Below are 20,307 nucleotides of genomic sequence, written 5' to 3' on the forward strand. Positions count from 1 at the left end.
CGGCCGAGGTGCGCGGGATGGGACGCGCGCGCCGGGCATTCAACTCGTCGGCGAGGTCCCACAGGGTGCGCGGGTCGAACATGACTACCACCATGGACATCAGCGTGAGCGCGCCGAATGCGAACAGCGCGGCTTCCGGGATGACCCGCGCGAGACTCACCATCTTCACGATGGTGATCAGCACGCCGAGCATGAACACTTCGACCATACCCCACGGACGCACGAACTGGATGGCGCGCAGCACCTGGTTAAAGCCCTTGGGCACGTAGCCGGAGCGGATCGGAATGAGCACATAGAGCAGGGCGACGAGCTCGGTGAGCGGAAACAGCGTGGTCGCGCAGAACACCATGACCGCGACAATCTGCATATCCTCGTTCCATAGCGCGACGAGTGCGCCAAACAAGGTGGTCTGCGAAGTGATGCCATTCGCATCCAGTTCGATGATTGGATAACCTTGGGCGATCAGGAAAGTGAACAGTGCCGCGAGAGTCATTGAGCTGATGATGTCCAGCCGGCGCATCATGCCGCGATAGAGCGTGGCGCCGCAGCGCGGACAACGCGCGACCAGACGGCTGCCGATCAGTTTTGGCTTGGTGAACAGCGTATCGCACTCGTGGCACGCGATCAGGTTGTCATGGTCCATACGGCAGAAGGGCAAAATGACGTGAGCGGGAACGTGCAACGCAGGCTTGCACGACAAGCACGGGGCGAAAGCCTGGAGCAATAGTACCAAACGCGCCCCACCTTGGGCGTTACGGCCGCAAGGTAACGCGCAGCGGCCTGGTCTGCGCGCGAGGCGTGCCCCGGCAGTTGCTGGGCGGCGATTCTACAGGCGTCGGACATTTTCCGGCCCTAATTGTTCAATGTTCTATCGATGCTGCGTTTGAACGCTGGGCACGTGCTGCGGAATCGCCTGCTGGCTTTTTCGGCTTGCGGTAGCATGGCGGCCTTGGCGTGCGTTACGGGTGGCCGGCCGGCACACACCGGACCGGATGTAGTTATCACCGCCGGGGGAATAATCAGCCCCTGCACACCGTTAATCTCTCAGCTTGCGTTGACCTTTTATGGCATCCAAACCTTCCTTCGGCGCTCGGGATTCATACACGGGAACGGCCATCGCGCTGCATTGGCTGATCGCGCTGCTGATCATCTGCGGTTTCGCGCTGGGTTGGGCCATGACCGATATCCCAGGCTTCACGCCGACCAAGCTACGCTACTTTTCCTGGCATAAGTGGATCGGCGTGACCGTGTTTGGACTGGTGGTGCTGCGCATCCTGTGGCGTGCGACTCACGGCGCGCCGCCCTTGCCGCGCCGGATGGCGGCGTGGCAACGGGTGGCGGCTCAACTGGTACATGTCCTGCTTTACGTGCTGATGGTTGCGATCCCCGTGTCCGGCTATCTGTATAGCTCCGCAGCCAATGTGCCGGTCGTGTATCTGGGGCTGGTGCCGCTGCCACGGTTGATCGCGCCTGATCCGGTGCTCAAGGTCGTGCTGAAGAACATTCACATCACGCTCAACTACACCCTGCTCGTGCTGTTCGTGCTGCATGTCGCGGCGGCCCTCAAGCATCAATGGATGGACCGCGACGGGCTGCTGTCGCGCATGATCCCTTTCATCAAATAAGGAAAAACATGAAGGTTTCGTTCTACCGCTATATGCTGGCGGCGTTTGCGGCGGCGTCCCTCACTGCCGCTGGCAGCGCGTTCGCCCAGGTGGACCTCGCCAAAAGCACCATTACGGCAACTTCGAAACAGATGAACGTGCCGGTGGAAGGCAAGTTCAACAAGTTCAGCGCGCAGGTGAAATTCGACCCGGCGAAGGCCGCCGAGGGCAGCGCGCAGTTCGCCGTCGACGTGGGCAGTTATGATCTGGGCGACGAGAGCTACAACGATCAGGTGCGCGGCAAAGACTGGTTCGATGCGAAGACGTTCCCGCAGGCCACGTTCGTTTCGAGCGCGATTGCGCCGGCGGGCAACAACCAGTTCAAGGTGACCGGCAAACTGACCATCAAGGGCAAATCGCAGACCGTCGTTGTGCCGGTAACGATGACGCAGCAAGGCGCGATGCAGGTTTTTGATGGTGACCTGCCGATCAAACGCACGCAGTTCGATATCGGTACGGGGGAGTGGAAGGACACTTCGGTGGTGGCCGACGACGTCACGATCAAGTTTCATATCGTTGCGGCGCTGAAGTAAGGCGGCGCAATGCCGTAAACCAGTGATAAGCCCTAATCCCGCCTGGGCGTGCGCGGGTTGCGCAGCCTATGTCAGGTGGTCGGGCGACTGCGTCGCGTGACAAGCACAGCGTGTTTATGTAAGGAGCATGACTTGAAGACATCCCTGCTGATCGCCGCTGGCGCTCTGGCTACCTCCGTTTCCTGGGGCGCTTTTGCGGCCGATACCTATCAGCTCGACCCGACCCACACGTATCCGAGCTTCGAGGCGGATCACTTCGGTGGCCTGTCGGTGTGGCGCGGCAAGTTCACCAAAAGTACGGGCACAGTGACGCTCGACCGCGCAGCGAAGACCGGCACGATCGACGTGACGGTCGACCCCGCTTCGGTCGAGACCGGCAACACCAAGCTCGACGAGCATCTGGAGTCCGACGCCTTCTTCGACGTCACGAAATATCCGACGGTCACCTACAAGGGCACCGACATCAAGTTTGACGGCGACAAGCCGGTTGAAGTAGTCGGCACTCTGACGATGCATGGCGTGACCAAGCCGCTGAATCTGACGATCGAATCGTTCAAGTGCATGCAGCATCCGGTACTCAAGCGCGAGGTATGCGGCGTGGAAGCAAGCGCCCATTTCGACCGCGCGGACTACGGCATGGACTTCGGCACCAAATATGGCTTCAACATGGATACCAAGCTGCATATCCAGGCTGAAGGGATCAAGCAGTCGCCGTGATTCGGCAGCCCGGACGCGAGCCGCACATGCCCGCCGCCGGACGCTTTGGCGCTTGAGTAAAGCCGCTTCGATCGCCTCGCGACGAAGCGGCTTTTTTATGGCTCTCGCACGCGGGGCCACGTTCTTCAGAAAAGACGGAAACAGTCGTCCACACTATTTCGCGCAACGGAGATCTGCATGAATGCAACGACGTCTGCAGGACTGGTGGCGAGCCCCGCCGGAACATGGCGCATCGTGGTGGCCGCGTCGATTGGCAACGCGCTGGAATGGTTCGACCTGGTGGTCTACGGCTTCTTCGCGGTCCTGATCGCGAAGCTGTTTTTCCCCGCCGGCGACGATACGGTGTCCTTGCTGCTGACGCTCGGCACGTTCGGGGTGTCGTTCTTCATGCGACCGCTCGGCGCGATCGTGTTGGGCGCATACGCTGACAGGGCCGGGCGCAAGGCGGCGCTCACCCTGTCGATCGTGCTGATGATGGCCGGCACGCTGGTCATCGCAATTCTGCCTACTTATCGGACCATCGGGCTTGCGGCGCCCTTGATCCTCGTCGCAGCGCGTTTGATGCAAGGCTTTTCCGCAGGCGGTGAGTTCGGCAGTGCCACGGCGTTTCTCGCCGAGCATGTACCCGGACGGCGCGGCTTCTTCGCCAGCTGGCAGATCGCCAGCCAGGGCCTGACGACGTTGCTGGCCGCGAGCTTTGGCGTCCTGCTGACTAGCGAGCTGACGGCGGGACAACTGGCTGCATGGGGCTGGCGCGTGCCATTCGTGTTTGGCCTGCTGATCGGTCCGGCGGCCTGGTACATCCGTACCCGGCTCGACGAGACGCCCGAGTTCCTTGCCGCCAAGACCACTGCCACGCCGCTGCGCGATACCTTCGCAAGTCAGAAGACGCGCCTGCTGATCGCCATCGGCGCGGTGGTGCTGGGTACCGTTTCAACGTATCTTGTGCTGTTCATGCCAACCTACGGCGTCAAGCAACTTGGGCTCGCGCCTTCGGTGACGTTTGCTGCGATTGCCCTGACCGGGGCGATCCAGTTGCTGTTTTCGCCGCTGGTCGGCCATCTGTCGGACCAGCTTGGGCGCACGCGCATCATGCTCGTTTCGGCCGCGTTGCTGCTGGTGCTGATCTATCCCGCGTTTGCTTTCCTCGTCGCTCATCCGAACGTCGGTACGTTGATTGCCGTGCAAGTGGTACTTGGCTTTTTGATGACCGGCTATTTCGGCGCGTTGCCCGGCTTGCTCTCGGAGATATTTCCGGTGCAGACGCGTACGACCGGCATGTCCCTCTCGTACAACATCGCGGTGACGCTCTTTGGCGGCTTTGGCCCGTTCATTATCACGTGGCTGATCAGCGCGACCGGCTCGAAATTGGCGCCGAGTTTCTACATGATGTTTGCCGCAGCGGTGAGCCTCGCGGCGCTGTTCGCGGCGCGGCGCAAGCTGGGGTTTAGCTGACAAGGTGAGAAGAGGCAGGCTGACAAGCCTGACAAGAGGCTGGCTGACAAGAGGCAGGCTCCAGGTGGCGGTAAACGACAAAGGCCGGTTCGACTGAACCGGCCTTTGTGTTTGTGGCTGCGTCAGACCGGAAGACCGGAGACTGTAGCGCTTGAGACCTTAAACCTGCGCACCCGCGTTCGGGTCGTTCGGATCGTGGCGTTCCTTCGAGTCCTTCACCAGGTCTTCGCGCTTCACGCCGAACCACATGGCCAGCGCCGCCGCGACGAACACCGACGAGTAGATACCGAACAGAATACCGACCGTCAGCGCCAACGCGAAGTAGTGCAGCGTCGGGCCGCCGAACAGGAACATCGACAGCACCATCATCTGCGTACAACCGTGGGTGATGATGGTCCGCGACATCGTGCTCGTGATAGCGTGGTTGATGACTTCGATCACGGTCATCTTGCGTTCGCGGCGGAAGGTTTCGCGAATCCGGTCGAAGATAACCACGGATTCGTTCACCGAGTAACCGAGCACCGCCAGCACCGCTGCGAGCACCGACAGCGAGAACTCCCACTGAAAGAACGCGAAGAAGCCGAGAATGATGACCACGTCGTGCAGGTTGGCGATCACGCCGGCGATAGCGTACTTCCATTCGAAGCGGAACGACAGGTAGATCACAATGCCGGCCACCACGCAGGCTAGCGCGAGCAGGCCGTTGGTGACGAGTTCCTTGCCGACCTGCGGGCCGACGAACTCGACGCGCTGCAACTGCACCTGAGCGTCTTCACCCTTCAGCGCGCCCATCACCTGATCGCTCTGTTGAGCCGAGGTCAGGTTCGCCTTGACCGGCAGGCGGATCAGCACGTCACGCGACGTACCGAAGTTCTGCACTTGCGCGTCGGGGTAGCCGAGCTTGCCGAGCGTGGCGCGCACCGGTTCGAGCGGCACCGCGTTCGGATACTGCACTTCGATGACCGTGCCGCCGGTGAACTCCACCGACAGATGCAGCCCGCGATGCAGCAGGAAAAACACAGCAGCGATAAACGTCAGCAGCGAGATCGCGTTGAACACCAACGCGCGCTGCATGAGCGGCAAATCTTTGCGAATGCGGAAAAATTCCATGGTTTTCTTCTCCGGGACTCAGCGGGATGAACCCGGTTTCTGCGGCGTGTTGCTGGGACTGTTGCGACGGCGTACCGTCGGCTTGCCGGCGCGGGCCTGCGCAGCGGCCGCAGCCTTCGGCTTGCCCTTAACGTTGCTGATGGCTCGTGCGGTGTCCGTGTCGGCGTCTTCGCTACCCAGATAAGCGGCGGCTGCGCCGTTGGCGGCCTCCGGCCTCCACACCTGGCCAATCGCCAGCGACTTCAGCTTCTTCTTGCCGCCGTACCAAAGGTTGACCAGGCCGCGCGAGAAGAACACCGCGGAGAACATCGAAGTCAGAATGCCGATACAGTGCACGACCGCAAAGCCGCGCACCGGGCCGGAGCCGAATGCGAGCAGCGCGAGACCGGCGATCAGCGTGGTGACGTTCGAGTCGAGAATGGTTGCCCATGCGTGCGCGTAACCGTTCTGGATGGCCAGTTGTGCCGGCGCCCCGTGACGCAACTCTTCACGCACACGCTCGTTGATCAGCACGTTCGCGTCAATGGCCATGCCGAGGGCGAGCGCGATAGCGGCGATACCCGGCAGCGTGAGCGTGGCCTGCAGCATCGACAGGATCGCGATCAGCAGCAGCAGGTTGACCGACAGACCGATCATCGAGATCACACCGAACAGCATGTAGTAGGCGATCATGAACACGGCGATGGCGGCAAAGCCCCATACGACCGAGTGGAAGCCCTTCTTGATGTTATCGGCGCCCAGGCTCGGGCCAATCGTGCGTTCTTCGATGATGTCCATCGGTGCAGCCAGCGAACCGGCTCGCAGCAGCAGCGCGAGGTCGGCGGCGGCCTGCGGGTTCGGCTGACCCGTGATCTGGAAGCGGTCGCCCAGTTCCGACTGGATCGTCGCGACCGTCAGCACCTGGCCCTTGCCCTTTTCGAATAGCACCATGGCCATCGGCTTGCCGATGTTGTCGCGCGACACGCTCGCCACGGCACGGCCACCGGCCGAATCGAGACGGATGTTCACGGACGGGCGCTGATGTTCGTCAAAGCCTGCCGAGGCGTCGATAATGCGATCACCGGTGAAAATAATCTGCTTGCGCAGCAGCACCGGCGTCTGGTTGCCTTCGGTGAACAGTTCGTCACCCGGGGGCACCGGGTCACCCGGGTTCGGATGGAGGTTCACCGGATCGGCGAGGCGCGCTTCGAGCGTTGCCGTCCGGCCGATGATGTCCTTCGCCTTCGCCGTATCCTGCACGCCCGGCAGTTCGACCACGATGCGGTCGCTACCTTGCTGCTGGATCACCGGTTCGGCCACACCCAGTTCGTTCACCCGGTTATGCAGCGTTGTGATGTTCTGCTTGAGGGCGCCGTCCTGAACGATTCTCTGTACCGCTGGCGTGAAGGTGCCAACCAGTTGGAAGCCACCGTCAGGCGCCGTCTCAGTAGCCCACTGGAGTTCGCTGACGCTGCGCGAGAGTTGCGTGGCCGCGGCCGTTGCCGTGTCCTTGTCCGCGAAATTGATCACCACCGTCTGGTTGACGCGGTTAACGCCACCGTCACGGATGTTGTTGTCGCGCAGCAGCGTGCGGGCGTCCGAGGCGTCGGAGTCGAGCTTCTTGTTCAGCGCGCCCGCCATGTCGACCTGCAGCAGGAAGTGCACCCCGCCGCGCAGGTCGAGGCCGAGGTACATCGGCAACGCATGCAGGGCAGTGAGCCAGCGCGGTGACGCGCTTTGCAGGTTCAGGGCGACGACGAAGTTCGGATCGTTCGGATCGCTATTCAGCGTTTTCGACAGCAGGTCCTTCACGCGCAATTGCGTGTCGGTGTCCGTGAGACGCACGCGGATATTCGCGTTCGTCGACGAGTTGTCGTACGTCACGTCTGACGGTGTGATCTTATCGGCAGCCAGTGCGGCTTCGATTTGCGACAGTGTTGTCGAATCGAGCTTGACCGTTGCCTTGCCGCTCAACACCTGCACTGCCGGCGCTTCGCCAAAGAAATTGGGCAATGTGTAGATGAGGCCGATGGCTAGCGCCACGACCATCACGACATATTTCCAGAGGGGGTAACGATTCATGGAGTGGTCCAACGGGAAGGTTGGCTTGGAAGCGATGCGTCCGGCGATGAGCGCGGCAGGTGAAGCGAGTCTGATGAGATTTCGGACATTCTGGCTTCAGTTCCGCGAGGCCGCGCCGGACGCGAGAGAGCAGGCCTTATAGCGACTTGATCGTGCCCTTCGGGAGAATCGTCGTGACCGACGCTTTTTGCACGGTGATTTCCGTGCCTTCAGCGATTTCGACGCCGACATACGCGTCGCTAACCTTGGTCACCTTGCCGACGATACCGCCGTTCGTCACCACTTCATCGCCTTTGGCCATGGCGGCGAGCATGTTGCGATGGTCTTTCTGGCGCTTCATTTGCGGGCGAATCATGATGAAGTACAGCACGCCAAACATCAGGATCAGCGGGAGAAAGCTCATCAGGCTCGATTCTGCACCGCCTGTATTGGAAAGGAACGACACGTTGGTATCTCCGTTTATAACAATCAAAAAAAGCAGCCGGTTATTCTACCACCGGCACCCGTTGCGGCGGCGAGGCAAATGGGCTTACCGATCAAGCTGTTAAGGCCATATCGGCTTGCCATGGACGCGCATTGTAATTGTCAGGTTGCTGCGCTGGCGGATTCTTCGGAAGAAACCGCCAGCGGCCGCATGGCTGGGGTCGTCGCCAGGCTTGACGCGTGCTGCTAGGCCGCCTGCTCTACGCCGCGCGCGCGGTTTTCGTGGAAGCGTTTGCGGAAGACCTCGAATTCATGTGCTTCGATCGATGCGCGGATTTCGCTCATCAGTTCGAGGTAGTAATGGAGATTGTGGATTGTGTTGAGCTGCGCGCCAAGAATCTCGCCGACACGGTGCAGATGGTGCAGATAGCCGCGCGTGAAATTGCGACAGGTGTAGCAGCCACAGCTTTCGTCGAGCGGGCGCAGCGAGTTCTTGTGGATCGCGTTGCGGATTTTCACGTCGCCAAAGCGTGTGAACAGCCAGCCATTGCGCGCATTTCGGGTCGGCATCACGCAGTCGAACATGTCGATACCGGCGGCCACGCCCGCCACCAGGTCTTCCGGCGTGCCGACGCCCATCAGGTAGTGTGGCTTGTCGGCCGGCAGTTTGGGGCCAATGTGATTCAGCACCCGCATCATGTCCTCTTTCGGCTCGCCGACCGACAGGCCGCCAATCGCGAGGCCATGGAAGTCCATTTCGGCGAGACCGGCAAGCGACTCGTCGCGCAGGTCTTCGAACATCCCGCCCTGGACGATCCCAAACAGCGCGTTCGGATTAACCAGACCGTTGAATTCGCTGATGGAGCGCTTCGCCCAGCGCATCGACATGCGCATCGAATCGGCTGCTTCCTTGTGTGACGTCGGAATGTTGTTGGTCGCGTAGGGCGTGCATTCGTCGAACTGCATGACGATGTCCGAGTTCAGCACCTTCTGGATCTGCATCGACACTTCGGGCGACAGGAAGAGCTTGTCGCCGTTTATTGGCGACGCGAACGTGACGCCATCTTCCGTGATCTTGCGCAGATCGCCTAGCGAAAACACCTGAAAGCCACCCGAATCGGTCAGGATGGGTTTTTTCCAGCCCATGAAGCTGTGCAAGCCGCCGTGCGCGGCGATCGTCTCGAGCCCGGGGCGCAGCCACAGGTGAAACGTGTTGCCGAGAATGATCTGCGCGTGCATTTCTTCCAGTTCGCGCGGCTGCACGGCCTTCACCGTGCCGTACGTGCCGACCGGCATGAAGATCGGCGTCTCGACCACGCCGTGATTCAGCGTGAGGCGGCCGCGACGTGCCTGGCCGTCTGTCGTGATCAGGTCAAATTGAAGGCCGTTCGCGGGGCGTTCGCCGTTGTTCGCCACGGGATTGGCGCAAGTTGCGCAGGCCGCGCTTGCGGCACTGGTATCGTGCTGATGACCGTCGGTCATGGGGACTCCTTTGCAACCGGAGAACAGTCCGGCGCAAATAATCAATGTCGCCGGGCATGCCACGGCGGCGGGTTAAACAAACCTTAAAGGCAAAACTGGGGGCGAAATCTGAAGCAGCCGCTGCGGTCCTGTGCATTCAGCGCAGGAAGGTGCGGCAGACTACTCCGAGCGCCGCCTCCACGCAACGTTATCGCGCGGTGCTCTGGCGATCCGGCCGCGGACGCTTGTATCAGGCGTCCTTGCGTGTGAGCAGCATCGCGTCGCCATAACTGAAGAAGCGGTACCGTTCTTCGATGGCGTGCCGGTACGCTGCGCGGATCGTGTCGATGCCGGCAAACGCCGACACCAGCATCAACAGTGTCGACTTGGGCAAGTGGAAGTTCGTCACCAGCCGGTCCACCACGCGGAACCGGTAGCCCGGTGTGATGAAGATGTCGGTCTCCGCGCTAGTCGCAGCGAGCGGCCGGCCGGCGGCTTCGGCGTCGCGCGCGGCGGCTTCGAGTGCGCGCATCGAGGTGGTGCCCACCGCAATCACACGGTTGCCACGCGCCTTGGTCGCGGCGATCCGGTCTACCAGTGTCTGCGGCAGTTGATACCACTCGCTATGCATCTTGTGCTCGGAGAGGTTCTCCACCCGCACCGGCTGGAATGTGCCGGCGCCCACATGAAGTGTCAACGTCGCGCGCTCGACACCATGTTCGTCCATGCGGGCCAGTAGCGCGTCGTCGAAGTGCAGTCCCGCGGTGGGCGCGGCCACTGCGCCCGGATTCTGCGCGAACACCGTCTGGTAGCGGGTTTCGTCCGTCGCGTCGGGGTCGTGTTCGATGTAGGGCGGCAGTGGCAGGCGGCCGTATTGCTCGATCAGCGTCAGGCAGTCCTGCGGGAAGTGCAGCGTGTAGAACGGCTCGGCCCGCTCGCCGACTGTGACGTCGAACGCATCGGCCAGACGCAGCGTGGTTCCCGGCGCAGGGCTTTTACTGGCGCGAATCTGCGCCAGCGCGGTTCGCTCACCGGTCAGTCGCTCCACCAGCACCTCGATTTTGCCGCCGCTGGCCTTTTGGCCGAGGAAGCGCGCCTTCAGGACTTTGGTATCGTTGAACACCAGCAGGTCGCCCGGCGCGATGCACTCGGGCAGTTCCGCAAAGCCGCGATCGACGAAGCGCGCGGGCGTGGCGAGGCCGTCTACTTCGAGCAGACGGCTCGCGCTGCGCTCGGGCAAGGCGGTTTGCGCGATCAACTCGGGCGGCAGGACAAAATCGAAATCGGAAAGCGTGAACATGCGGACGGACTGGATGCGGGTGGTGAAAAGGGACCGAATTGAACCTGAGCCGGGGTGAATTGCCCCGAAGCCTGGCGGCGTCCGGCTATGATTGCGGAACGCCGCAGCGGCCAACTGTATGGCCTGCGGCACGCCACGGAGGCGCCGCGCGTGGCAACGTGCCGTGCGCGTCGCATTGACGCTGCGAGCCTGCGCTGCCTGGCCGCGATACCTTTGAAAGCCGATATTGTACTTGCGAAGCGACCCATGCCCTTGTCCGAACGCCGCCTGCCCCCTGCTACCGACGAAGTGAGCGCCGAACCGAAGCGCTCCGCCGCCCGTGGCAAGGGTGGCGAACTGCTTAGGACCGGGCCGGAAAGCCACGCCGCAGCGAGTGCGCCAGGCAAAGCGGCTAAGGCATCCAAAGCCGCCAAAGCGCCGAAGACAGCAGATAAGACCGCGCCCGCACTGACCAAGACCGCTGACAAGCTGGCCAAACTCGGCCTGACGCGCGACATTGACCTCGTGCTGCATCTGCCGATGCGCTACGAGGACGAAACCTCTCTTACGCCGATTGGCCACTTGCTGCCCGGCGGTATCGCGCAGACCGAAGGGGTCGTGTTCGACAACGAGATTGCTTATCGTCCGCGCCGCCAGTTGCTGGTCAAGCTACGTGATGATGCTGGTGACGAACTGGTGCTGCGGTTTCTGAATTTCTACGGATCGCAGGTCAAGCAGATGGCGATCGGCACGCGCCTGCGCGTGCGTGGCGACGTACGCGGCGGCTTCTTCGGCATGGAGATGGTGCATCCAGCGGTGCGCGTGGTGGACGACGACACGCCGTTGCCGCAAGCACTGACGCCGGTGTATCCGAGTACGGCCGGGGTGACGCAGGCGTATCTGCGCAAGGCGATCGACAACGCGCTGTCGCGCACGGTCTTGCCCGAACTGCTGCCGGAGCCTATCGCGCAAACGTATATGGAGCCGCTCGGCGTGCCGCCGCTGATGCAGGCGGTGCGCATGCTGCATCACCCCGGCGTGGACTCGGACGAAACGGCATTAATGGACGGGACGCATCCGGCATGGGTGCGCATCAAGTTCGAGGAATTGCTCGCGCAGCAGTTGTCGCTCAAACGCGCTCACGAGGAACGTCGCACGCGTGCGGCGCCGGTCATGCCAAGACGCACGGCTGACGATCCCGCGTCGCTGGTTGCGCGGTTACTGCAAGCGTTGCCGTTTTCGCTGACGGCTGCGCAGCAGCGGGTCGGCGGCGAGATTGCTCTGGATTTGACGCAGCCGCATCCGATGCAGCGCCTGCTACAGGGCGATGTGGGCAGCGGCAAGACCGTCGTCGCTGCGCTCGCTGCCGCGCAGGCGATCGACGCGGGCTACCAGGCCGCGCTGATGGCGCCCACGGAAATCCTCGCCGAACAGCACGCGCGCAAGCTGCGTGGATGGCTGGAGCCGCTTGGCGTGAGCGTCGCGTGGCTGGCCGGCAGTCTGAAGACCAAGGACAAGCGCGCGGCGATCGAAGCGGCCGCGCTCGGCACTGCGCAGCTCGTGATCGGCACGCACGCCATCATCCAGGATGCGGTTGAGTTCGCGCGACTTGGCCTCGTGATCGTCGACGAACAACATCGTTTCGGGGTGGCGCAGCGGCTCGCCCTGCGTGCCAAAGCGCAGAATGCGGCGGACGGTGCACACGACTTCCAGCCGCACCAGTTGATGATGTCCGCCACGCCGATCCCGCGCACGCTGGCGATGACCTATTACGCCGACCTCGACGTCTCGACCATCGACGAACTCCCGCCCGGACGCACGCCGATCCTCACCAAACTCGTGTCGGATGCTCGCCGCGAAGAAGTGATTGGCCGAGTACGCGAGGCTGCGCTGACGGGGCGTCAGGTGTACTGGGTGTGTCCGCTGATCGAGGAAAGTGAGACGCTGCAATTGCAGACGGCCGTCGAAACCTATGAAACGCTGATTGCAGCCTTGCCTGAAGTGAAGGTCGGTCTGGTCCACGGGCGCCTCGCGCCTGCGGAAAAAGCCGCGGTCATGGACGCATTTACCCGCAATGAAGTGCAGTTGCTGGTCGCCACCACGGTGATCGAAGTGGGCGTGGACGTGCCAAACGCGTCGCTGATGGTGATTGAGCATGCGGAGCGCTTTGGCCTCGCGCAATTGCATCAGTTGCGCGGACGGGTAGGGCGGGGCAGCGCGGCATCCGTGTGCGTGCTGCTTTACACTGGACCGCTGTCGATGACTGCCCGTGCCCGCCTGCAAACCATGCGCGAAACGACCGACGGCTTCGAAATCGCCCGTCGCGACCTCGAAATCCGCGGTCCTGGTGAGTTTCTCGGCGCGCGCCAGTCGGGCGCGGCAATGCTGCGCTTCGCCGATCTGGAACAGGACGGCTGGCTGATCGAGCCGGCGCGCGAGGCCGCGGGGCGTCTGTTAGAGGAATTCCCGGAAGTCGTCACGCAGCATCTCCTGCGCTGGCTCGGCACGCGCGAGCAATATCTCAAGGCATGAACGAAGAAGTGGGCGTGACACGTTCCGTAACCTTTGCGGGCATTCCCTGTGCCCGCTGAGGTTGGCGAATTGGCCCCATAGGTGTATAACTGAAACCTATCGAATTCACCGCACTGATTGGTCCCCAATGACGCTCACTGAATTGAAATATATCGTCGCGGTTGCCCGCGAGCGGCATTTCGGCCGCGCGGCCGAGGCGTGTTTCGTCAGCCAGCCGACGCTGTCGGTGGCGATCAAGAAGCTCGAAGACGAACTGAACGTGCAGATTTTCGAGCGCGGCACGAGCGAAGTCAGCGTCACGCCGATTGGCGAGCAAATCGTCACGCAGGCGCAACGCGTGCTCGAACAGACGCTCGCCATCAAGGAAATTGCCAAGCAGGGCAAGGATCCGCTGGTCGGGCCGCTGCGTCTGGGCGTGATTTACACGATCGGACCGTATCTGCTGCCTACGCTCGTCAAACAGATGATCAAGCGCGTCCCGCAGATGCCGTTGATGCTCCAGGAAAACTACACCCTCAAGCTGATCGAACTGTTGAAGCAAGGCGAGATCGACGTCGCGATCATGGCGCTGCCGTTTCCGGAAACCGGCCTGATGTTGCGCCCGCTTTATGACGAGCCGTTTGTCGTCGCTCTGCCCAGCGGTCACGCGTGGGAGAACCGTTCGAAGATCGATCCGAGCGATCTCAAGCAGGAAACCATGTTGCTGCTCGGTAGTGGCCATTGCTTCCGCGATCACGTGCTCGGCGTGTGTCCCGAATTGATGCGCTTCTCGCAGAACGCGGACGGCATCCAGAAGACCTTTGAAGGTTCGTCGCTGGAAACCATTCGTCATATGGTGGCGAGCGGCGTGGGCATCACGGTGCTGCCGCGCATGTCGGTGCAGGAAGTGAAGCCGCAGGCCGGTGGCGTTGATTCGGGCTTGCTGAGCTACGTTGCATTTGACGATCCGGTGCCGGATCGCCGCGTGGTGTTGGCCTGGCGTAAGAGCTTCACCCGCATGCCAGCCATTGATGCAATCTGCGACGCCATCAACGCCTGCGATCTGCCCGGCGTACTCAAGCTGGATCTGCCGGTCGCCGTGAACTGAGCGACTTGCCAGGATTTGAACGGCGCGCGAGGCGCGTCGGTTCACGTATTGCCCGGCCTGATGCGGGCAGCTCCTATCGAATAGATAAAATTAATTAAAAGAAAAATATCAATAGTATTGATATAGTTTCCTCCATGGGTCGCCCGATCCCAAAGACACGGAGGAAATCATGACGCAGCCTCAACCGCAGTTTTCCCAGCAGGTTTCCACTCAAGACGTTTCCTTGACAGCTCGCTTCGCCATTTCGATGGCCGGTATGCGTACCGTTGCGTTTTCCCTGCTAGTTGATCGCGCGTTGAGTGCATAAGACGCCGTTCGAGTCGTGCGTCACATTAACGGCGTGCCGTAGAAGATCGTTGCGTGCCGGATCCAGCGTTACCGCCGTGTACCCCCGGCGTAGCTGCGAAGAGGGTGCTGCGATGGCCGCGCTCAACTAAGGCGCGAAGTAACCGTAGGAGAGCAATCATGGTTCAAATGGTGATGAGTATGGCCGGCGCCACGTTGGCGGGTGACAGCAATCAGCTGCGCAGCGGCGCGCTTGCGCGCAAGGTGTTGGGACTCGCGATTGTCAGCAGCGGCTATGCGGTGTTGCTCGCGCATGGCCTGCAGCACGCGTTCGGCGGCTAGCGCTAAAGCGTAAAGGCCATACCAAGTGCCGGTGTGTCGTGAGCCCGCGTGGCTCAAAGCACACATACTTCTACGATAAACTAGGGCACGTTTGCGCGTTCATGGCTTGCCTATGAACGTGGCGCGCTCTATCCACCGGTTCGCATCACTCTTCAACGGAGTCATCATGGCCAAGAAAGAAGCCGTACAACACGTCAACATTGGTATCACCGACAAGGATCGCAAGAAGATTGCCGAGGGACTCTCGCGCCTGCTCGCCGACACGTACACGCTGTATTTAAAGACTCACAACTTCCACTGGAACGTTACGGGTCCGATGTTCAATACGCTGCATCTGATGTTCGAGACGCAATACACGGAACTGGCGTTGGCAGTGGATTCGATCGCTGAACGGATCCGCGCGCTGGGCGTGCATGCACCGGGCAGCTATAAGGATTTTGCAAAGCTGTCGTCGATCCCGGAAGCGGACGGCGTACCCGCAGCGGAAGAAATGATCCGCCAGTTGGTGGAAGGGCAGGAAGCCGTCGTGCGAACTGCACGCGCGATCTTCCCGTCCACGGAAGCCGCCAACGACGAACCGACCGCGGATCTGCTTACGCAACGCATGCAGACGCACGAAAAGACCGCGTGGATGCTGCGTTCGATGCTGGCTTAAGGCGGGCTTGGACGCACGAAGCGTCCGCATTGCTGGTGAGTGACAAAGGCCACGGAAACGGGGCCTTTGTCTTTTTGTCTATTTGACTATTTGAGGGTGTCCGCCTCGCGTTTTCCGATGCCCGAAGCCGTTTCGCGCGGGCCTTCTTGCGAAGAGGGCGACATTCACCATGGGTTGCGCACGCATACCTTAAAATAACCGCACTGCTCTTGATGACGCCGCCCATGTTCGCCCGTTTCCCCCTCTATTTGCGCCTCGTCCGGATGGACAAGCCGATCGGCAGCCTGCTGCTGCTGTGGCCGACCCTCAACGCGTTATGGATTGCAACGGAGGGGCGTCCGTCGCTGTCGTTACTGGTGATCTTCACGGTGGGCACGGTTCTGATGCGCTCGGCCGGTTGCGCGATCAACGACTATGCCGACCGCGACTTCGATCGTTATGTGAAGCGCACCGAAAATCGTCCGATCACTTCGGGCAAGATCAAGGCGTGGGAAGCGGTCGCATTGGCCGCGGGGCTATCGCTGCTAGCGTTTCTTTTGATTTTGCCGCTCAACGCGCTGACCAAGGAACTGTCGGTCGTGGCGCTGTTTGTGGCCGGTTCGTACCCGTTCACGAAGCGCTTTTTCGCGATTCCACAAGCCTATCTTGGCATCGCCTTCGGCTTCGGGATTCCCATGGCGTTCGCCGCGGTGCAGGGTCACGTGCCGATGCTCGCGTGGCTGATGTTGCTCGCCAACGTATTCTGGTCCGTCGCGTACGACACCGAGTATGCAATGGTCGATCGTGACGACGACATCAGGATCGGCATTCGCACGTCGGCGCTGACCTTTGGCCGCTACGATGTGTTTGCGATCATGCTGTGCTATGCGTTGACGCTCGGCATCTACATCCGCATTGGCCTGACGCTGGGGTTTGGCGTGCTGTACTGGCTGGGCTGGGTAATCGCGGCAGGTTGCGCCGTCTACCACTACACGCTGATCCGCAACCGCGAACGTATGGCATGTTTCGCGGCCTTCCGGCACAACAACTGGCTTGGCGGCGCGCTGTTTGCGGGCATCGCCGCACATTACGCTGCCGCGTTGTTCTGAGGGCGCTGCCGGGTTACGGATTACTGCTTGCCGAACTCGTCGCCCATTTCCTTCGCGCGCGCATCCGCCGATAGCACGCCACGCACGATCGCATCCTTAATCCCGCTTGCGGCGAACGAGGCCAGCGCCGCAGCCGTCGTGCCGCCCTTCGACGTCACGCGTTCACGCAATACACCCGGCGGCTCATCGGATTGCGCCGCCAGTTGCGCCGCGCCGGTGAAGGTCGCTACGGCCAGCGCGCGGCCCTGCGCTTCGTCCATGCCGAGCTGGCGCGCGGCTTCCTGCAGTGCTTCGATGAAATAGAACACATAGGCCGGGCCGCTGCCGGAAATCGCAGTGACCGCGTCGATCTTCGCTTCGTCGTCGAACCAGATGGTTTGTCCGACCGCCCCCAACACCTGGCTGGCAAGCTCGCGGTCCGCCGCGTCGACGCTGCCCGTCGCGGCGAGGCCCGCCACACCCATACCGATCAACGCGGGCGTATTCGGCATTACCCGCACGATGCGTTGATGACCATTGAGCCAGCGCGACAGATCCGCGGTCCGGATGCCGGCCACGATGCTGATCACCACCTGCTTCGCGCCGAGGTATGGCGCCAAAGCTTGTGCGACGTCCTTGAGAATCTGCGGCTTCACGGCCAGCACGATGGCATCGAACGGCGCCAGCGCGGCGTCTGCCGTTGCGCCGGTGCGGATGCCGAACTCCTGCTCGTTGCGTTGACGGGCGTCGCTGTTGGGATCGATCGCATAGAGGTCAGCCGGGGCGACAGCGTCTTTGACGAGGCCGCCGATGATTGCGGCGGCCATGTTGCCACCGCCGATGAAGGCAATTTTCATGATGTTTCGGGAAGGTTTAGTGAGAGTAGTCGCGGGCGCCGAAGATCGCTGTGCCGACGCGCACCATCGTTGCGCCTTCGAGCACGGCCGCTTCGAGATCGCTCGACATGCCCATCGACAAGGTGTCCAGTTCGAGTCCACCGGCGCGCAGTTGCTCAAAGAGTTCCCGTAACTGCCGATGCGGCGCTCGTTGCAGTTCGATGCTGTCGCCCGGTTCGGGAATCGACATCAGCCCGCGCAGGCGCAAGCGCGGCAGTGCGGCGATCGCGCGGGCAGTTTCAGCCGCTTCTGCGGGTGTCACGCCGGCCTTGGAGGCTTCACCACTCACGTTCACCTGCAGGCAAACATTGAGCGGCGGCAGATTCTCCGGACGCTGTTCCGAGAGCCGTTGCGCGATTTTCAGACGATCAACCGAATGGACCCAGTCAAACGCTTCGGCGACGGGGCGGGTCTTGTTCGATTGCAGCGGTCCGATGAAATGCCATTCGAGCGACGCGCGCAGGTCGGCCAGCGCGGTGAGTTTCGTCAGCGCTTCTTGCACGTAGTTTTCGCCGAACGCACGCTGTCCGGCCGCATGGGCTGCGCGCACGTCTTCGGCGGGAAATGTCTTCGAAACCGCGAGCAGGGTGACGGAGCGCGGATCGCGACCGGCCGCCTCAGCGGCGCGGCCGATGCGTTGGAGCACGGCGTCGAGGTGGTTGTGAATGAGATCGGGCATGAACCGTAGCGATGAAGCTGCACAAAGGCGAGATATCCGATTATACGGACCCTGCCGCGCAGCGTTGCCTTCGCTCAAGCCCGCCTAACTCGACAACATATGCTCCACGAGTTCGATCCAATGGGCGACCGGCGTCGACGTCCCGCTTTGCAAATGGGCGATGCAACCGACGTTGGCCGATACGATGACCTGCGGTTCCTGGGCCTGCAGTTGCTTGATCTTCTGGTCGCGCAGCGCGTAGGACAAGGTGGGCTGCGTCAGTGAATACGTGCCGGCCGATCCGCAACACAGGTGACTGTCCGCCGGCAGACGCACGTCGATCCCAAGCGCGGCCAAGACGTGCTCGACCTTGCCGCGCAGTTGCTGGCCGTGCTGCAACGTGCAGGGCGGATGAAACGCCACCGTGTGCACGGCGCGGCGGCGCGTCACGGCGACCAGCGCCTCTTCGAATTCCGGCAAGATCTCGGAGATATCGCGCGTGAGCTCGACGATGCGCTGCGCCTTGTCGGCGTAGGCCGGGTCGTTGCGCAGCAGGTGCGCGTATTCCTTTACCGTCGCGCCACAGCCGGAGGCGTTCATCACGATTGCTTCCGCGCCTTGTTCGACGTGCGGCCACCAGGCGTCGATATTGGCGCGGATGTCATCGAGGGCTTCGTCGTTGTAGCCCAGATGCAGACGGATCGCGCCGCAGCAACCCGCCTCGGGCGCCACGATGGTCTCGACGCCGAGGGCGTCGAGCACGCGCGCAGTGGCAATGTTGACGTTCGGCATCATCGACGGTTGCACGCAGCCCGCTAGCATCAACATCTTGCGCGCATGTTTGGCAGTCGGCCATTCGAGCGGGCGCTGACGTGCCGGCACCTTGTCGCGCAATTTGCGCGGCAACAGGGGACGCACGTGCTGGCCGAGACGCATGACCGGCGTGAAGAGTGCGGTGTTCGGTACGAAGCTCGCCAGTGCGCGACGCAGCAGTCTTTGGCCGAATGGGCGAGTCACCTTTTCTTCAGTGATCTTGCGGCCGATTTCCACCAGCCGTCCGTATTGCACGCCCGACGGACACGTCGTCTCGCAGTTGCGGCAAGTCAGGCAGCGGTCCAGATGAGTCTGTGTGCTGCGCGTCACCTCGGCGCCTTCGACCATCTGCTTGATCAGGTAGATACGCCCGCGCGGCCCGTCGAGTTCGTCGCCGAGTAGCTGGTAGGTGGGGCAAGTGGCGGTGCAGAAGCCGCAATGCACACATTTGCGCAGAATGGCGTCGGCTTCGACGCCGTCAGCGGTGTTGCGAATGAAGTCCGCGAGGTTGGTTTGCATCGCGTCGCTCAGAAATCGGGATACAGCCGGCCGCGATTGAAGATGCGGGCTGGGTCGAACGCGGCCTTCAGACCACGATGGATTTTCATTAGCGGGGCGGGCAGTGGAGTGAATACGCCGGCGCTGCGGTCATAGCCAGCTCCGGTGCGGAACATGGTGGCGTGGCCACCGGCCTGTTTCGCGCTGATACGCACGGTTTGCGCGTCGGTATCGGTGATCCACCAACGCTGGCCGCCGCCCCATTCCATCAACTGCGCGCCGGGTAGTTGCAGCGGTTCAGTGATGGAAGGCAGCGCAAGACGCCACAGCGCCGTCCTCGGTCCGATGCCGGCGAAGAACGGATCAGTCTGCTCGCGCAAGCCGGCCCAGAAGCGTTCCGCTTCCACAGCATCGACCACTTCGCCGCCGAGTGACGAGCGTGCCGACTTGACGGCCGCTTCGGCGCCCGCGAGGCGCACGGCCAGGGTGCCGTGCCGCCATGCGCTGGCGGTTATCGGCAATGGGCGGCCGCCCCACTCGTTGAGTTTTCGGACCGCGTCGGTGCCGTTCATGTCGAATTTGAGCGTGGTTTCGGACTTCGGGGACGGTAACACCTTGACGGACAGTTCAAGGATCAACCCAAGCGTGCCGAGCGAACCAGCCATCAGTCGCGAGACATCGTAGCCTGCCACGTTCTTCACCACCTGCCCGCCGAAGTGCAGCACCTGGCCGTGGCCGTTCATGATGACCGCGCCGAGCACGAAATCGCGC

General features: G+C 62.0%; 19 protein-coding genes. 9 read left to right on the forward strand and 10 right to left on the reverse strand.

Going from position 1 to position 20,307, the window contains the following annotated elements:
* The coding region (locus tag WCA85_RS30350; protein ID WP_424068580.1) for a paraquat-inducible protein A at positions 1-643 on the reverse strand (643 nt) is incomplete at its 3' end.
* 421 nt (positions 644-1,064) lie between these two features.
* On the opposite strand from WCA85_RS30350, the gene WCA85_RS30355 reads away from it, so the two are divergent.
* The 4 genes from WCA85_RS30355 (at position 1,065) to WCA85_RS30370 (ending at position 4,369) form a co-directional block, all read left to right on the forward strand.
* Complete coding sequence (locus WCA85_RS30355; RefSeq protein WP_424068582.1) at positions 1,065-1,625, forward strand: cytochrome b; 561 nt, start codon at positions 1,065-1,067, stop codon at positions 1,623-1,625.
* 8 nt (positions 1,626-1,633) lie between these two features.
* The gene (locus WCA85_RS30360; protein WP_424068584.1) at positions 1,634-2,197 is read left to right on the forward strand and encodes a YceI family protein; all 564 of its coding nucleotides are present in this window, start codon (positions 1,634-1,636) and stop codon (positions 2,195-2,197) included.
* Between the two features lie 144 nt (positions 2,198-2,341).
* Positions 2,342-2,914 carry a YceI family protein gene (locus tag WCA85_RS30365; protein WP_424068613.1) on the forward strand — a complete coding sequence of 191 codons (573 nt, stop codon included), beginning with the start codon at positions 2,342-2,344 and terminating at the stop codon, positions 2,912-2,914.
* Between the two features lie 177 nt (positions 2,915-3,091).
* Complete coding sequence (locus WCA85_RS30370; protein ID WP_424068586.1) at positions 3,092-4,369, forward strand: MFS transporter; 1,278 nt, start codon at positions 3,092-3,094, stop codon at positions 4,367-4,369.
* A gap of 159 nt (positions 4,370-4,528) precedes the next feature.
* On the opposite strand, the gene secF is transcribed toward WCA85_RS30370, so the two are convergent.
* The 5 genes from secF to queA all read right to left on the reverse strand — a co-directional run bounded on the left by secF (position 4,529) and on the right by queA (position 10,724).
* Entirely contained in the window at positions 4,529-5,479 is a 951-nt protein-coding gene (gene secF, locus WCA85_RS30375) for a protein translocase subunit SecF (RefSeq protein ID WP_424068588.1), read from the reverse strand.
* A gap of 18 nt (positions 5,480-5,497) precedes the next feature.
* A complete protein-coding gene (gene secD / locus WCA85_RS30380) occupies positions 5,498-7,540 on the reverse strand; it encodes a protein translocase subunit SecD (RefSeq protein ID WP_424068590.1) in 2,043 nt (680 codons plus the stop codon).
* Between the two features lie 136 nt (positions 7,541-7,676).
* Positions 7,677-7,943, reverse strand: a complete 267-nt coding sequence (gene yajC / locus WCA85_RS30385; RefSeq protein ID WP_424068615.1) for a preprotein translocase subunit YajC — start codon at positions 7,941-7,943, stop codon at positions 7,677-7,679.
* Between the two features lie 266 nt (positions 7,944-8,209).
* Positions 8,210-9,445, reverse strand: coding sequence for a tRNA guanosine(34) transglycosylase Tgt (gene tgt / locus WCA85_RS30390; protein ID WP_424068592.1), 1,236 nt, complete (start codon positions 9,443-9,445; stop codon positions 8,210-8,212).
* Between the two features lie 229 nt (positions 9,446-9,674).
* Complete coding sequence (gene queA, locus WCA85_RS30395; protein ID WP_424068594.1) at positions 9,675-10,724, reverse strand: tRNA preQ1(34) S-adenosylmethionine ribosyltransferase-isomerase QueA; 1,050 nt, start codon at positions 10,722-10,724, stop codon at positions 9,675-9,677.
* Positions 10,725-10,970: 246 nt separating this feature from the next.
* Here queA and recG point away from each other — a divergent pair, with 246 nt between their 5' ends.
* The 5 genes from recG (at position 10,971) to ubiA (ending at position 16,692) form a co-directional block, all read left to right on the forward strand.
* A complete protein-coding gene (gene recG / locus WCA85_RS30400) occupies positions 10,971-13,235 on the forward strand; it encodes an ATP-dependent DNA helicase RecG (protein ID WP_424068596.1) in 2,265 nt (754 codons plus the stop codon).
* A 127-nt stretch (positions 13,236-13,362) separates the two neighbouring features.
* The gene (locus tag WCA85_RS30405; RefSeq protein ID WP_424068598.1) at positions 13,363-14,322 is read left to right on the forward strand and encodes a LysR substrate-binding domain-containing protein; all 960 of its coding nucleotides are present in this window, start codon (positions 13,363-13,365) and stop codon (positions 14,320-14,322) included.
* 465 nt (positions 14,323-14,787) lie between these two features.
* Complete coding sequence (locus WCA85_RS30410) at positions 14,788-14,949, forward strand: hypothetical protein (protein WP_424068600.1); 162 nt, start codon at positions 14,788-14,790, stop codon at positions 14,947-14,949.
* A gap of 166 nt (positions 14,950-15,115) precedes the next feature.
* Positions 15,116-15,604 carry a Dps family protein gene (locus tag WCA85_RS30415; protein ID WP_424068602.1) on the forward strand — a complete coding sequence of 163 codons (489 nt, stop codon included), beginning with the start codon at positions 15,116-15,118 and terminating at the stop codon, positions 15,602-15,604.
* A 224-nt stretch (positions 15,605-15,828) separates the two neighbouring features.
* The gene (gene ubiA / locus WCA85_RS30420) at positions 15,829-16,692 is read left to right on the forward strand and encodes a 4-hydroxybenzoate octaprenyltransferase (RefSeq protein ID WP_424068603.1); all 864 of its coding nucleotides are present in this window, start codon (positions 15,829-15,831) and stop codon (positions 16,690-16,692) included.
* Between the two features lie 20 nt (positions 16,693-16,712).
* On the opposite strand, the gene proC is transcribed toward ubiA, so the two are convergent.
* The 4 genes from proC to glcE all read right to left on the reverse strand — a co-directional run.
* A complete protein-coding gene (proC, locus tag WCA85_RS30425) occupies positions 16,713-17,528 on the reverse strand; it encodes a pyrroline-5-carboxylate reductase (RefSeq protein WP_424068605.1) in 816 nt (271 codons plus the stop codon).
* A gap of 16 nt (positions 17,529-17,544) precedes the next feature.
* Positions 17,545-18,246 carry a YggS family pyridoxal phosphate-dependent enzyme gene (locus WCA85_RS30430; RefSeq protein ID WP_424068607.1) on the reverse strand — a complete coding sequence of 234 codons (702 nt, stop codon included), beginning with the start codon at positions 18,244-18,246 and terminating at the stop codon, positions 17,545-17,547.
* Positions 18,247-18,330: 84 nt separating this feature from the next.
* Positions 18,331-19,557: a glycolate oxidase subunit GlcF gene (glcF, locus tag WCA85_RS30435; RefSeq protein WP_424068609.1), complete on the reverse strand. Its 1,227-nt coding sequence runs from the start codon at positions 19,555-19,557 to the stop codon at positions 18,331-18,333.
* Positions 19,558-19,565: 8 nt separating this feature from the next.
* Positions 19,566-20,307 (reverse strand): glycolate oxidase subunit GlcE (gene glcE, locus WCA85_RS30440; RefSeq protein WP_424068611.1); only part of this gene is annotated, 742 nt, incomplete at its 5' end.

The organism is Paraburkholderia sp. (genome assembly GCF_049581445.1).
Taxonomy (GTDB): Bacteria; Pseudomonadota; Gammaproteobacteria; order Burkholderiales; family Burkholderiaceae; genus Paraburkholderia.

Excerpts from the sequence above, each read along its gene's own strand:
- WCA85_RS30405 (WP_424068598.1), top strand. The coding sequence starts at position 13,363 with ATGACGCTCACTGAATTGAAATATATCGTCGCGGTTGCCCGCGAGCGG.
- secD (WP_424068590.1), bottom strand. The coding sequence starts at position 7,540 with ATGAATCGTTACCCCCTCTGGAAATATGTCGTGATGGTCGTGGCGCTA.
- proC (WP_424068605.1), bottom strand. The coding sequence starts at position 17,528 with ATGAAAATTGCCTTCATCGGCGGTGGCAACATGGCCGCCGCAATCATC.
- secF (WP_424068588.1), bottom strand. The coding sequence starts at position 5,479 with ATGGAATTTTTCCGCATTCGCAAAGATTTGCCGCTCATGCAGCGCGCG.
- queA (WP_424068594.1), bottom strand. The coding sequence starts at position 10,724 with ATGTTCACGCTTTCCGATTTCGATTTTGTCCTGCCGCCCGAGTTGATC.
- yajC (WP_424068615.1), bottom strand. The coding sequence starts at position 7,943 with ATGAGCTTTCTCCCGCTGATCCTGATGTTTGGCGTGCTGTACTTCATC.
- WCA85_RS30360 (WP_424068584.1), top strand. The coding sequence starts at position 1,634 with ATGAAGGTTTCGTTCTACCGCTATATGCTGGCGGCGTTTGCGGCGGCG.
- WCA85_RS30430 (WP_424068607.1), bottom strand. The coding sequence starts at position 18,246 with ATGCCCGATCTCATTCACAACCACCTCGACGCCGTGCTCCAACGCATC.
- WCA85_RS30370 (WP_424068586.1), top strand. The coding sequence starts at position 3,092 with ATGAATGCAACGACGTCTGCAGGACTGGTGGCGAGCCCCGCCGGAACA.
- recG (WP_424068596.1), top strand. The coding sequence starts at position 10,971 with ATGCCCTTGTCCGAACGCCGCCTGCCCCCTGCTACCGACGAAGTGAGC.
- glcF (WP_424068609.1), bottom strand. The coding sequence starts at position 19,557 with ATGCAAACCAACCTCGCGGACTTCATTCGCAACACCGCTGACGGCGTC.
- WCA85_RS30410 (WP_424068600.1), top strand. The coding sequence starts at position 14,788 with ATGGTTCAAATGGTGATGAGTATGGCCGGCGCCACGTTGGCGGGTGAC.
- WCA85_RS30355 (WP_424068582.1), top strand. The coding sequence starts at position 1,065 with ATGGCATCCAAACCTTCCTTCGGCGCTCGGGATTCATACACGGGAACG.
- WCA85_RS30415 (WP_424068602.1), top strand. The coding sequence starts at position 15,116 with ATGGCCAAGAAAGAAGCCGTACAACACGTCAACATTGGTATCACCGAC.
- tgt (WP_424068592.1), bottom strand. The coding sequence starts at position 9,445 with ATGACCGACGGTCATCAGCACGATACCAGTGCCGCAAGCGCGGCCTGC.
- ubiA (WP_424068603.1), top strand. The coding sequence starts at position 15,829 with ATGTTCGCCCGTTTCCCCCTCTATTTGCGCCTCGTCCGGATGGACAAG.